The 12,370-nt window shown below is 36.2% G+C and carries 15 protein-coding genes; 4 read left to right on the top strand and 11 right to left on the bottom strand.

The features are described from left to right. The first annotated feature begins 83 nt into the window (after positions 1–83). Positions 84–1,001 carry a hypothetical protein gene (locus tag J0M37_04580; protein MBN8584350.1) on the top strand — a complete coding sequence of 306 codons (918 nt, stop codon included), beginning with the start codon at positions 84–86 and terminating at the stop codon, positions 999–1,001. Between the two features lie 252 nt (positions 1,002–1,253). Then, the gene (locus J0M37_04575) at positions 1,254–1,634 is read left to right on the top strand and encodes a hypothetical protein (GenBank protein MBN8584349.1); all 381 of its coding nucleotides are present in this window, start codon (positions 1,254–1,256) and stop codon (positions 1,632–1,634) included. Between the two features lie 2 nt (positions 1,635–1,636). Here J0M37_04575 and J0M37_04570 read toward each other — a convergent pair whose 3' ends face one another. The 8 genes from J0M37_04570 to J0M37_04535 form a co-directional block, all read right to left on the bottom strand. Beyond that, positions 1,637–2,329, bottom strand: coding sequence for an inorganic pyrophosphatase (locus J0M37_04570; GenBank protein ID MBN8584348.1), 693 nt, complete (start codon positions 2,327–2,329; stop codon positions 1,637–1,639). A gap of 35 nt (positions 2,330–2,364) precedes the next feature. After that, complete coding sequence (locus J0M37_04565; GenBank protein MBN8584347.1) at positions 2,365–2,772, bottom strand: GxxExxY protein; 408 nt, start codon at positions 2,770–2,772, stop codon at positions 2,365–2,367. Between the two features lie 74 nt (positions 2,773–2,846). Further along, positions 2,847–3,629, bottom strand: a complete 783-nt coding sequence (locus tag J0M37_04560; protein MBN8584346.1) for an MBL fold metallo-hydrolase — start codon at positions 3,627–3,629, stop codon at positions 2,847–2,849. Then, positions 3,626–3,943: a hypothetical protein gene (locus J0M37_04555; GenBank protein ID MBN8584345.1), complete on the bottom strand. Its 318-nt coding sequence runs from the start codon at positions 3,941–3,943 to the stop codon at positions 3,626–3,628. Before J0M37_04555 ends, J0M37_04560 begins: the two co-directional genes overlap by 4 nt. Continuing rightward, positions 3,921–4,469, bottom strand: coding sequence for a hypothetical protein (locus J0M37_04550; protein MBN8584344.1), 549 nt, complete (start codon positions 4,467–4,469; stop codon positions 3,921–3,923). The genes J0M37_04555 and J0M37_04550 overlap by 23 nt, the downstream gene beginning before the upstream one ends. 70 nt (positions 4,470–4,539) lie before the next feature. Then, a complete protein-coding gene (locus tag J0M37_04545; protein MBN8584343.1) occupies positions 4,540–5,643 on the bottom strand; it encodes a hypothetical protein in 1,104 nt (367 codons plus the stop codon). Beyond that, on the bottom strand, positions 5,643–6,110 hold the full coding sequence (locus J0M37_04540) for an SRPBCC domain-containing protein (protein MBN8584342.1): 468 nt from the start codon (positions 6,108–6,110) through the stop codon (positions 5,643–5,645). The genes J0M37_04545 and J0M37_04540 overlap by 1 nt, the downstream gene beginning before the upstream one ends. An 8-nt stretch (positions 6,111–6,118) precedes the next feature. Next, positions 6,119–7,552 (bottom strand): hypothetical protein, encoded by a 1,434-nt coding sequence (locus J0M37_04535; protein ID MBN8584341.1) that lies wholly within the window; start codon positions 7,550–7,552, stop codon positions 6,119–6,121. 307 nt (positions 7,553–7,859) lie between these two features. On the opposite strand from J0M37_04535, the gene J0M37_04530 reads away from it, so the two are divergent. Both J0M37_04530 and J0M37_04525 read left to right on the top strand, forming a co-directional pair. After that, positions 7,860–8,237, top strand: coding sequence for a hypothetical protein (locus J0M37_04530; GenBank protein ID MBN8584340.1), 378 nt, complete (start codon positions 7,860–7,862; stop codon positions 8,235–8,237). Between the two features lie 36 nt (positions 8,238–8,273). Then, positions 8,274–8,894: a PorT family protein gene (locus J0M37_04525; GenBank protein MBN8584339.1), complete on the top strand. Its 621-nt coding sequence runs from the start codon at positions 8,274–8,276 to the stop codon at positions 8,892–8,894. Positions 8,895–9,017: 123 nt separating this feature from the next. Here the strand turns inward: J0M37_04525 and J0M37_04520 are convergent, their stop codons facing one another. The 3 genes from J0M37_04520 to J0M37_04510 form a co-directional block, all read right to left on the bottom strand. Next, positions 9,018–9,332, bottom strand: coding sequence for a DUF3098 domain-containing protein (locus J0M37_04520; protein ID MBN8584338.1), 315 nt, complete (start codon positions 9,330–9,332; stop codon positions 9,018–9,020). Between the two features lie 99 nt (positions 9,333–9,431). Then, positions 9,432–10,802, bottom strand: a complete 1,371-nt coding sequence (locus tag J0M37_04515) for a dipeptidase (protein MBN8584337.1) — start codon at positions 10,800–10,802, stop codon at positions 9,432–9,434. An 18-nt stretch (positions 10,803–10,820) separates the two neighbouring features. Further along, positions 10,821–12,281, bottom strand: a complete 1,461-nt coding sequence (locus J0M37_04510; GenBank protein ID MBN8584336.1) for a tetratricopeptide repeat protein — start codon at positions 12,279–12,281, stop codon at positions 10,821–10,823. Positions 12,282–12,370: the final 89 nt, after the last annotated feature.

The raw sequence follows: 12,370 nt of genomic DNA, 5'->3' as shown, positions 1-12,370 counted from the left end.
ACCTAGATAAATCAGGTATAGCTCTCTATTTGAATGGCTTTTTCAATATGTTATTTTTGTTTTAACATAATATCTTTATTTAAATGAAAAAGCAAAAAGACGTAAAATTTATAATCTACCAGGCATTATACATATTTGTAGTTTGTGTAATTGCAATCAAAGGCGCTAATCTTGATCTTGCACAGGTGGTAGAAGATGACGGGAAGCCTAAAGTATTCCTTTCACCTGACTCATTGCAGAAGTTATATGAGATCATCAAAAAATCCATAATTGTTGATACAAATCTGTATGTGATAATAAAAAAGGAAGATCTTGCCAAGATGGATGATAAGATTAAGCAGCTTGTTGTAAATCCAATGAACGTACAGGTATCTTCTACGCCAATAAATACATTCACAACCAATAATCCCCAGATCCAGCAGAACCCCGAGATAAAGCAGGAAGAAGTTAAAAAAGACCCGGGTGAAATGCAGGAGATCAGGATTGGTAATATTCAGCTTACACAGTACACCAATAACACGCTTAACAATCCGTACGATACACCTTTAGAGGTAGAAGGTATCACAACAATACCTCCAAAGAGCTCAAAAACCTTCCAGACAGGAGGTCAAAGTACGGTAACAATTAAGGTTGGCTCATCAACTAAAACAGTAGAACTGAAGCCAAACGAAAAGCCGAAGATCAGCATGCAGAGAGTTGCATCAATGGGAGAGGATACCCGTGTAACACAACTGCAAAGCAGCGTATGTTACAGGGTAACCATCAGTGATGACTTCCCCGGACAGCTTGATGTTAAGTTCAACGGACCCGCATCAGTAAAAACTGTAGGCGCAGGTGTATATGATGTAACCATGAACGCCTTCGGTTCAAAATCAGCATTCGATAACTTTACAGACGGTAAGGATTCACCCTACTCTGTCGGCTTTACAGTATCAGTATCTGATAACATCGCAGGTCACAAGATCACCGGGCAGAACAGCTTTATATTCGGTGAGTGGTAGCCATTAGGCAAAAGTGAAAATATAAAAATAGTATTTTCGCTAATAACAGCATCAGGTTAAATCAGATTCATTTTAAGTTTTGTAATAGAAGGGTTTCAGAGTTTTATAAATCAATTTTTTCCGCAGGGATACTAATTAACCGGTCGAAAGACGGGTTAAGCCAAGTGGTGGTTTGGTATCCTTGCGGAAATTTTTTATATATTTGCAAAAGCACTATATTTTATTCTGTAATTCATTATTTTTGAATATTATATGAAGATAATTGAAAATCAAATAACGATAAACTTGTCATCTGAAATAAAATATCAACACCAGGGTTTATCATCAGGAAGGTGGTTTGATCTTTCTTTTGCTGAACAAATGGGAAATATTGGCAGTGAAGTAACAAGAACATTTAAATGGTTCTTAAAAAAGGATAAAAGATTAAACCAATCCTTTGAAAGAACACTGGAATTATTTGATCTGACTTTATCTGATAAAAGATGGCTTAAGAGAAATAAGGAAATCTGCCGCGGAAGAGAGTATTTCTGTTATTTGATTTTCACTGAAAATATACCTGATTTACCAAAAGAAATCAGGTCATTTGAAAAATACTTTAACGACTTTGCATTTATAGTAAGAAAAAGCCGATAACATTACCCTTTATTTCTTTCATGTTCCATTTTCAATAACCTGTCCAGATCGGCATACTTCTCAAGATAATCCTCATAGCTTCGGTTTATGACTTCGTGAGCTTCATCCCTGCCGTAAACGTGGGTAATTTCGCAGTTGCGGTGCTCTGCACCGGGTGCATCTTTATATGTCAAAAAATAATGTTTCAGCCTTTCAGTTAATGTAAAAGGCGCATCGGTAATATCTATCCAGTGCCCGAAAATTCCGTCACCTTCCATAACTGCAATTATCTTATCATCAGCTTCATTACCGTCAATCATACGCAGTCCCCCAATTGGCACAGCTTTAAGAAAAATATCGCTGTGCGTAATTTCTTTTTCAGTAAGTACGCAAATATCCAGGGGGTCGCCATCACCCATTATTCCTTTTCTTCCGGTTTTTTCCATACAGTAAGCGGCTGTTAGCGGACCGCAGAGCGTTTGCGGAAGGAAACCATATGGTGTAGGACATATGTTAGAATATTTCTGAGGCCTATCGACCTTAAGGTAACCGCTGTTCTTTTCTATCTCATATTTTACCGTATCGGTTGGAACAATTTCTATGTAAGTGTTAACAACAGCCGGCATAGTTTTACCAATTAAAACACCATGCCATGGGTGTGATTTCAGCACAAGCCTGATCTGCGCCCATATTTCCTGTAAATTATCTGTATTCATTTTTTCTCACCACTAAGTCACTAAGAACACTAAGTTTACTCTTTTGGCAAACATGCAAATTTTTCCGTAACTATAGGAACCAAACTTGCTGTAATGTTATCAGTATTAAAATTTATTAATAAGCCTTTAGGCTTTTCGGTTAATTTAAGATAAGTAAGAAGCTGCGCTTTATGGATTGGTAAAGTTTTTTCCACAGATTTCAGTTCAATTACTATATTATCCTCTACTAAAATATCAATTATTAATTCTGAATCCAGGTTTTCACCTTTATAGATCAATGGAATTCTGTATTCTTGTTTTGCAGTAATTCCGTTCAAATTTAATTCCTTAAGCATACATTTTTGATAAATACTCTCAAGCAATCCCGGACCCATTATTTTATGTACTTCAATAGCACATCCAACTACTTTATAAGCTAAGTCATTTAATGATTTTTGTGTCATATTAATTTATTTTAGGTTAATAAATTTATTTACAAATTTCTTAGTGCCCTAAGTGACTTAGTGGTGGAATGCTTTTATACTTCAAACGTTAAACCATCGTATGCAAATTCAATATTTGGCGGCAGCTTGCTGCCTGCTTCTTCATGTACAATATCATGGGTCATATGAGTAAAGTATGTTTTATCTGCATTGATCCTTTTAGATGCTTCAAGAGCTTCCTCAACTGAAAAATGGGTTTCATGTTTTCTGTATCTGAGTGCATCTATAATTAAAACTTTAAGTCCGTGAAGCTTTTCAAATTCAGCTTCCGGTATAAAATTACAATCCGTCATGTACGCAAGATCCCCTATTCTGAAACCATATACAGTAGTGGGTCCGTGTTTATACTCTAAAGGAACAATCTCCTGCCCCATTACATCGAAGGGCTTAAGATCAATTTCATGCAGGTTAACAAGAGGTATTCCGCCTCCTTTATAGGTGTTTTCATCAAAAATGTAGCTGAATGTTTGTTTTATTCTGTAAGCTGTTTCGTTGTTGGCATAAAGCTCAACATACTTTTTATGAAGCTGGTTTATTTGGCGGATATCATCAAGTCCCATAATATGATCAACATGATAATGCGTATACAGCACAGCATCAATATCTGTAATATTGTTTACCAGCATCTGCTGCCTGAAATCAGGCGAAGTATCAATTAATATTATTAAAGGTTTACCGTTAATTTTTTTATCAGTTTCAATATAAAGGGATACCCTTAATCTTTTATCTTTAGGGTCACTTGAAGTACAGGCCCGGCAATGGCAGCCAACGATAGGCACACCCTGGGAAGTTCCGCTTCCAAGAACGGTTACTTTCATTCTGTCTCCACTGATTCAGCCGCTTCTTCCTTTAACTTCCTTGAGCTTTCCTTTTCAATAATTTCTCTGACATTTGGCTTAACAAATATATCATCAATTCCAATTTCCTTAAGGCTTTTTGCAACTATAATAATTCTGCGTTCAATTTCATTTCGTGAATTTACAACAAGCAGCCTTGATTCTTTTAATATACAGTATCCGCCTGCAAAATTTCCTTTTTCATAACGGACTTTAAAGCCAAGCTTATCTGCTACTTCTTCAAGCTCGGTTAACATTTGTTTTAATTCCGGATCAACCTGCTTTTTTTTCTTCATTTATATCTTTAGGTCTCCTTAATGGTCTGAATACAGCGATGGGTATGATTGTGTAGTAACATAACATAGCAATTACAGGAACTCCCCTGAAAGCTCCAATCCTTTCTCCAAAGAGTTTAAGAAGCTCATCATGATTCGGGGGTCCCTGGTGATACAGAATCATGAATCTGACATCTAGATAATTTGTGTAAAGCTCAACAGGTACAAACAGAAAGAAAAGAACAGCACTCATTAAAAGCCATCCATTTTCCTTCATCTTCAATTTAGTGGTTGCTATGAACCAAATTGCAGAAATTAATACTATCGCATAACTGATAACAACAACAAGCGATGCATTGGATATCATCTGAAACAAAGTATTTTCCCTGTCAGGAGGTAATGAGGTTCGGAAATCAAACTGATCATAATCCAGCAATTCATTACCAATAAGCGTACGGATATTAATTCCGCCCAGCCAGAAAATAGCCGATATTACAAGCAGGGTTAAAGCAATTTTAGTGGATCGAGACTCTGAGATTTGTGCCATTTTTGATATTATTTACAAAAATATCAATATTAATAGATAAAATATATAGAAAAGTGAGTTACCAAATAATTTACCCGAATAATCGGCTGAATAAGCCTGTTTTTTGTTTTTTAGCCGTTTCCCGGACTGATGGTGAAGTATCTGACTGAAGTTTTTTAATTATATTTTTATTTATACTGGTGTTTTTAGCAAGTGCTGCTCTTACTGATTCATTTTTGTCTTCAGCCAATAATGTCTGCAGTTCGAGCGGAATCCCGCGGCCATTTTCAGCGACTGTAATTTTTAATTCAGCCGGATGGGTGCTTATTCCAAGCTTCAGGTTATCGTAGAAATATTTATGGCTTTTTGTTATATCCATGTTAAAGTTAACCTGTTCATTATTCTTAGCTGAAACAAAAAATTTCACCCATGTAAGCAATGATTCAGAAATAAACGGTCTTTGGAAATATTCCTTAATAAAATTATCAAAATGCCTGCTGTAAATATTTAATGCAGTAACATTAATAAAATAATCTATTGTTCCTTTTATATCTCTTTCATCCAGGTCTAAAATAATGAAAAGAGGCTGTACTTCCTTATTGGGGTGGAGCTTAGTCCATATAGAATCAGGCAAATAGTTTTCATTATCACAATAACCGCACTTTATGGTTCGTTTAGTCTCACCGGTCAGTTCCAAACCTGCGCCGCATGTCATGCATTTGAAAACCAGCATCTCCTCAGCATTTGTATTTAGACTTTTCCTGTCGATACCCCAAGAATCATTCAGCACTCCTGCAGCCTTCGGGTGAAACTCCTTCAGCATAACATCTGCTGCCCTGACGGGCATTTTATGTCTGCAATTTGAGCATTCATATACCTTCCCTGCCCGGATCGCTTCTAACGCAGTATTTTCATCAATTACAGTATAACATTCTTCGCAATAAGGCTGCATTGATGAATACTCAAGTTTATAAGCCCCTGATCCTCCAATTTGTTCTATTCCTCCTGAAAGAAATCCGTTCATATATTTTTCTTTATGGAGAATGCCGAACATTTTATCGTTGATAATAGATAATACATTGATTTTTTTCCCGCAGTTCTGACAGGTATCAAAATCTGTAATACCGGAAACTGCAACAAAATTATTGCAGCCGGGGCAGACGATTTGCAGCCTGAACATAGAAGTTTTTAACATTAGTAGAATACCGTTCCTTCTTTTAAATATTTTGGATTAAACTCTCTGAGATCAGTGCCGGATTCTATAACAGATTTCAGATTTGCAAAAAAGAACACCCAGCCTATTTGACAGCCCATATGAGTACCTACTTTGTGAATTTCATCATCAGGAATACCGTATTGCCTCAATGTAATTATGCAGTCTTTTCCTGATTTTCTGAACCTTACATCACACTTTCCACCTGCAAAGGTAAAGCTGAAAAGGGAGTTTTTCTTAACTTCCAAAACTTTACCTTTTTCCATAGCATCGTTTACCCACATAAATACATATTCACCGCCCTTTTTTAGCTCAACTTTAGCGCCGGTTAAAAACCATTTACATAAATTTTTTGGTTCTGTCCACATTTTAAACAGTTTTTCGGGTGAACCTCTGAATGCTGCCTGTAATGTGAATTCTTTCCAGTTGTATTTAAATTTTTTTGTCATTTTGTTATTTATTTAATTTCCTTAAGCATGTCTTCAAGCCAAAACCGGATACCGAAATGATTTTTTTGATTTAAAATTAGCTCTTCCCGGAATTTTGATCTCTCAAATTCAAGCTTCTGTTTGTCATTTATCAGTTGCAAGTTGATCAAAGATACTGTTAATTTCAGAAAATTCAGTATGGAATTTTTGTAATCTTCTGATATACCTTCTTCTTTTAAAAGGGATTTTCTGAAGTAATCTGACATCTCTCTTGTTTCTTCGAAATAACCCAACTCATAATTAAGCTGTATCTGCATTATTTTTACCTGAACTTTCATAATCATTAACGGAAAATTTACCTTCAGGATCAATGATAACGCCTCTTTCAGCCTGCCTTGATAGTGCGCAATATATGCATATGAAAAATTGAGACAGTTTTCCGCCTGTTCTTGGGGCAGGCTGTTTTTATATTCTTCAATAAATTTTTCAGTAAGTTTAGAGTCACCCCGGCGCATAAATACTTTAACGTAATTTATAAAATCCGGGTAAAGCAGCTCGCCCAGCGATACCAGATCTTTTGAATATGCATGTTTAAAAAGCTCATAACACTCACCTATATATTTTCTGTCAGAATCAAAATTGAACCTATCCATGCAATAACCGAAAATATACATGTGTGCATAATAAGCATCTTCTTTGCTCAATGAATCAAAGTTTGAGAAAAATTCATTTTTAAGATCAAAATAATTTTCCTCTTTCCGTTTAACCATTAGCAATATAATATATTTATATATATTGATTATCGGGTTGCTGCCGGAGTGCTCATTTTGAATATAATTGAAAATATCCCTGAACATCTTCATTTCTACTGATGTTTTATTTTCTTTGCTTATATGGAGCATCAAAGCATAAAATTTCAATATATTCAAAATGGTAAAATCATGAAAACTGTTGAACTCATCCTGGATCATTTTTATATCAGTTGGTCTCACAAGCACGTTAGAAAGATGGCGTTCGGTTACGAGCAGGTACTCATTAAAAAGCTGAGTACCATCTTTAATTTTATTGCTGCTGAATTTCTTTTCAAAATAAGTAACCAGTTTTTCATGATAAGTCCTGAGGTTTCTGCTTCTAAGCTGAGTAAGCATGTTGTATTCAGGTACAAACGAAGTCGTTACATTGGGCAGTTGTTTTAAAAAATCCAGGCCAAGGCTGTAAAGATCTGAAATAATGTTTTTGATCTTAAAATAATCGTATTTTTCATTCCCATACACACTCCTGAATATAAATTCTTCATTCAATTCATCTGAATCAAACCCGGGGTAATATTTTAACAGTTCATTATTTAATTTAATGATGTTCTTATTCTTATTAAAGTAAGGAGAATTAACAAAATCTCTGAATTTTTTAGCTTCAGTCTGGTTAAAGGTCTTAAGCAAATTTATCAGTTTGGTATTTTTCAAATTAATTTTCTAAAATGAATATACAAAAATAGTGAAAAATGTTAAGAAAATCGCATTTTTCCCTTAATAAACTAAACAACAACTTCTAAAACACAAAATATTTTACTTTTGAGAAGCTAACTCGAAAGATTATGTTTGCTTCATCAGGCTATACGAGGTTCAGCAATTTCAAAAAATGATATTACATCCCCCGGATATTTCCATAACACTTCCTGGAACAACGTATAGCCTACGACTTCAGCAAATTATGGGTTCGGGGGATTAGTTTTTAAATATAACAAATATTCAAGAAAGGAAAATAAAAAAAATGAAAAAAACATTATTACTTTTTTTACCGGTTTTGGTCCTGACTTTAGGAATAATTTCCTGCGGAGATAGCGGTACAGGGGGTTTATTGGGCAGTAACATAACATTCACGATGGGTGTACAGCAAAGCACTAACGGAGTGCAATTCACCTGGCAGCCATCAGCCAGCGTAAGAGTTAGCAAGCTTATTCTTGGTACAACCGGATTCACAGATACGATCACTGATAATTCCAACCAGCTGTATACTGCCAACCAGGTTTGGGCTTATCCTAATGAATATACCGGTGTGACCACGGGTCAGCAGTGGCAATTTACATTTACCGGTACTGATTCTTCGAACCAGGCATATACTTCAACAGCAAATTTAACAATTCCATAAACAAACTATAAATATTTCAAACTAAAGGAGAAAAAAATGAAAATCAGAACAATTTTGTTAGCATTATTACTGGTGGTTACAACAGTATCTGTTTATTCACAATCTAAACTTTCACTGGGTTTTGAAGCGGGAATAAACATTGCAAACGCAAATCAAACACCTTCAACTTCATTCGGTTCAAAAACCGGTTTTATTATTGGAGGTATGTTAGATGCAAGTATTTCACCTCAGTTTTCAATTGCACCGGGGATCAGGTTTATTACTAAAGGTAATTCATATTCCGGAGCAGATGGAGTAGCTTCGAACAGCTTAAGTGTTATCGAAATTGACGCTTTATTAAAAGTAAAATTTCCTCTCACTGAAATAAAACCATATATTTTTGCAGGTCCGAACCTTGGATTTATTTTATCTGCAACCTACTCACAAACACCAACAGGAGGTACATCCTCTTCACAGGATGTGAGCTCTAATGTTGAAACTATCGATTTTGGTCTTATGTTTGGAGGCGGTTTAGATTTCAAGGTTGCCCCAACCATGGATATTTTTGGACAGTTTGGTTATTCATTGGGACTTTCAAATATTCAGAAAAATAATCCTGCTTCAACTACTAAAACAACAGGTATACAGTTGACAACCGGCTTAAGATTTAAATTATAATTCCATCCTTCTATATTCACCTATTGACGTTATAACCCCGGCATAAACAGTACCGGGGTTATTTATTTCAAAAAAAAGAAGAGCGGCTGCTCTTCTTTTTTTTTGAAATATTTATGATCGTACTTAGCTGGTTTTTATATTTGATGTTTCAGCTTCCTGATTTACTTCTGCAGGCGCAGATACCATTTCACTCTTCGGTTTTTTAAGAATACCGTAGGGAATTACAACACAATATCCCGCAACCAGTAATATTGGAGCAACTACAGTAGGTAAAAATCCGTCAACTGAATTTTCAGACATAAGAAAATAACCTATGATAAGGAGCAGTATGCCTAATCCTATTATCATAAAATTCTCTTTTTCCAGCGGAAAGGAAAATTCCTTCTTAACCTTGGATTTTCCTATCTGAGTTTTTTTACTTTTAATTTTTGGCTGCATTATATATTCTAACTCCGTGTTTTATCTAAACTTAAATTACTGATATTATTTAAAGATAGAATTTAACTATAATATATTCAATCCCATTAAAATTAGTAATTAAGCCTTAGCTATTTCATTATAAAAAACTGCGCTCGTCTGAATTCCGTTAAAAAAATTATTTAGGTTCAGGTGTTCATCCGGAGAGTGCGCATTTTCATCAGGCAGACCGAAACCCAAAAGCACCGTAGGTGCTTTAAGATATTCTTCCAGCGTAAAAACGATCGGTATAGAACCGCCTTCTCTCATAAAAACAGGTTCTTTGCCAAAACCTGCCTTTAGAGCCCGGATTGCTGCCTGGTTCCATTTGCTGTCTATCGGCGAGATCCACGGCTTGCCGTGATGCTGACCATAAACATCAACCTTAATGCTTTTCGGCGCGATCTTCTTTACAAATTTTACAAACAGCTCCGCTATATTATCGGGGTCCTGGTTCGGTACAAGCCTCATGCTGATCTTTGCTGATGCTTTTGATGGCAGAACAGTTTTGGCTCCTTCACCTGTAAACCCGCCCCATATACCGTTGCAATCAAGCGTCGGCCTTGACCATATCCTTTCAAGTGTACTGTAGCCTTTTTCACCTGCCAGCTCATCTACTTCGAGTCCTTTAGCGTATTCCTTATCATCAAAAGGAAGCTTTTCAAAATTCTCTTTTTCTTCTTTGCTTAATGGAGCCACATCATCATAAAACCCGTCTATCAGAATTTTTCCGTCAGCATCTTTCATCTTTGAAATCATTTCAGCCAGGGCATTTATCGGGTTTTCAACAGATCCGCCATACTGGCCTGAATGAAGATCGCGGTTCGGACCTGTAACATCAACCTGCATATAACATAAGCCTCTTAAGGCGTAACCTAATGCGGGAAGCTCTTTTGAGAACATTGATGTATCTGATACAACTATAACATCACACCTCAGCAGCTCTACATTATCCTTTATAAAATCACCCAGGTGAACGCTGCCAATTTCTTCTTCACCTTCTATTAACAGCTTTATGTTTACAGGCAGGGTTTTATTCCGGCTTAGGTGGGCTTCAATGGCTTTCAGGTGAATAAACACCTGTCCTTTATCATCGGCAGAGCCGCGCGCATAAATATTTTCTCCACGGATATCTGCTTCAAACGGCGGCGATGTCCACAGCTCAACCGGGTCCACGGGCTGCACATCATAATGTCCGTAAATAAGCACAGTAGGCTTATCAGCTCCGGCATTAAGCCAGTCAGAATAAACCACCGGGTGGCCTTTTGTCGGATACACTTTGGCATTCTGCATACCGATCGATTCCATGTGCTTTTTTAAATATTCAGCACATTCCAGTACATCCTTTTTGTTTTCAGGGTTAGTACTGATACTTGGAAATTTTAAAAACTGTTTAAGCTCAGATAAATACCTGTCTTTACTACCTGCAATAAAATCCTTTAAGTCTGCCATTTTTATCTCTACCTTCTGTTACTGTCCGCAGAATTTTTTTACCTGTTCCTGCGCAAATGTGTCATTGGGTTCAAATTCCAGGTATTTTTTATAATCGGCGCATGCTTCTGCATTTTTTGCAAAACCGGCATAATTATTTGCGCGCCATAAATATGCGCTTCCGATATTCGGATTAAGCTCTATGCTCTTTGTTAATATCTGTGTACCTTTTTCAAATTCATTCAGGTAAAAATCACAAATGCCTGCATATACATAAGCTGCAACATTCAGTATACCAAGCTCTATAGCTTTGCTGAACTTTAAACGGGCATCAGCATATTTCTGCTCGGCAAACAAAGCTTTGCCGTACTCAAAATATGTGTTCTCGTCATTTGGATCAAGCTCTACTGCTTTATCAAGATCTGCATACGCTTCTGAATATTCCTTTTTATCAACGTGGATCTTTGCGCGTTTTGTGTAATCTTCGCTGTTAAGATCCTCAGGTTTTACTTTTGCAAAGAATTCATCAGCTTTTGTATAATCTTTCTTTTCGATCATTACATATGCTGTGTACTTATTTGCTTCACTGTATTCAGGATCCTTAGCAAGCACTTCATTCAGTATCTCAAGAGCCCTGTCATAGTCACCTTTACCGTAATATGATTTTGCAAGATAAGTTTTTCCCCTGGGTGAACCGGGCACTAATACATCATATCTTTCAAATGCTTCGATGGCATCTCCAAATTTATCAAGCAGGTAGAACATCAGGCCTTTTTCAAAAAATGCAGGAGCAAAGTTATTGTCCGATTCTGAAGACTTGATATAATTTTCCAGCGCAATGCTGTATTTTTTCTGTTTAAATGATATCTTTCCTAAACCATATAATGCCGGCGCATAACCGGTTTTCAGCTTCAGCGCCTGGTCATAATTTGATTTTGCGGGGTCAAAAGCGCCGCGGGCAAGATATGCATCTCCAAGACCCACGTATATCATCGGATTTTTATCATCATATGTCTTGGCGGTTGTAAGCGAGGTTATAGCTTTATCTACTTTGCCATCAGCAATAAAATTATCCGCTTCAGCGCTTAATACATCAATAATTGTTTCAATTTCTGCTTTATCAAGATCGTCTTTTGTCTTGTTAAGCGGAAGGTATTTTTTTGCTTTTTCAAACTGTGAAGAAGCTTCGCCGTAATTTTTCTGCGATGAATAAAGCTCACCCAGTGCTGAATATGCTTCAGGGCGTTCTTCATCTTTTTTAACAGCATCTTTCAGAAACTTTTCTGCATCCTTTACTGAACCTGTCTGGAAAAGTGCAATGCCGTAATATAAATTTGCATCGTAGGAATCTTTAGAAACCCCTTTAAGCAGGTTCAGCGCACCAAGGTAATCACCTTTTTTAACTGCATTGATCCCTTTTTCTAGATTATCCTGCGCATTAATGGCAGCAGCAAATATCATAAAAAACGTAACCGCTCTTAACAAATTTTTAGTAAACATTTTCAAATAATATTAAATTTATAGTTTCTCTTTTATAATTAGTAATTCTGCTAATTTAAAGCTTTTTTCAAATAAATTGTTTCCGGAAA

This window comes from Ignavibacteria bacterium (assembly GCA_017303675.1).
Classification (GTDB): domain Bacteria; phylum Bacteroidota; class Ignavibacteria; order Tepidaquicellales; family OLB5; genus OLB5.
Note: the sequence above shows the minus strand (reverse complement) of the source record. Positions and strands in the feature narration are given on the sequence as shown.

Bases quoted from the DNA above. Each gene is read 5' to 3' on its own strand.
- J0M37_04555 (MBN8584345.1), bottom strand. From the start codon at position 3,943: ATGAAGAAAAAAAAGCAGGTTGATCCGGAATTAAAACAAATGTTAACC.
- J0M37_04510 (MBN8584336.1), bottom strand. From the start codon at position 12,281: ATGTTTACTAAAAATTTGTTAAGAGCGGTTACGTTTTTTATGATATTT.
- J0M37_04575 (MBN8584349.1), top strand. From the start codon at position 1,254: ATGAAGATAATTGAAAATCAAATAACGATAAACTTGTCATCTGAAATA.
- J0M37_04530 (MBN8584340.1), top strand. From the start codon at position 7,860: ATGAAAAAAACATTATTACTTTTTTTACCGGTTTTGGTCCTGACTTTA.
- J0M37_04520 (MBN8584338.1), bottom strand. From the start codon at position 9,332: ATGCAGCCAAAAATTAAAAGTAAAAAAACTCAGATAGGAAAATCCAAG.
- J0M37_04565 (MBN8584347.1), bottom strand. From the start codon at position 2,772: ATGACACAAAAATCATTAAATGACTTAGCTTATAAAGTAGTTGGATGT.
- J0M37_04550 (MBN8584344.1), bottom strand. From the start codon at position 4,469: ATGGCACAAATCTCAGAGTCTCGATCCACTAAAATTGCTTTAACCCTG.
- J0M37_04545 (MBN8584343.1), bottom strand. From the start codon at position 5,643: ATGTTAAAAACTTCTATGTTCAGGCTGCAAATCGTCTGCCCCGGCTGC.
- J0M37_04525 (MBN8584339.1), top strand. From the start codon at position 8,274: ATGAAAATCAGAACAATTTTGTTAGCATTATTACTGGTGGTTACAACA.
- J0M37_04515 (MBN8584337.1), bottom strand. From the start codon at position 10,802: ATGGCAGACTTAAAGGATTTTATTGCAGGTAGTAAAGACAGGTATTTA.
- J0M37_04570 (MBN8584348.1), bottom strand. From the start codon at position 2,329: ATGAATACAGATAATTTACAGGAAATATGGGCGCAGATCAGGCTTGTG.
- J0M37_04560 (MBN8584346.1), bottom strand. From the start codon at position 3,629: ATGAAAGTAACCGTTCTTGGAAGCGGAACTTCCCAGGGTGTGCCTATC.
- J0M37_04580 (MBN8584350.1), top strand. From the start codon at position 84: ATGAAAAAGCAAAAAGACGTAAAATTTATAATCTACCAGGCATTATAC.
- J0M37_04540 (MBN8584342.1), bottom strand. From the start codon at position 6,110: ATGACAAAAAAATTTAAATACAACTGGAAAGAATTCACATTACAGGCA.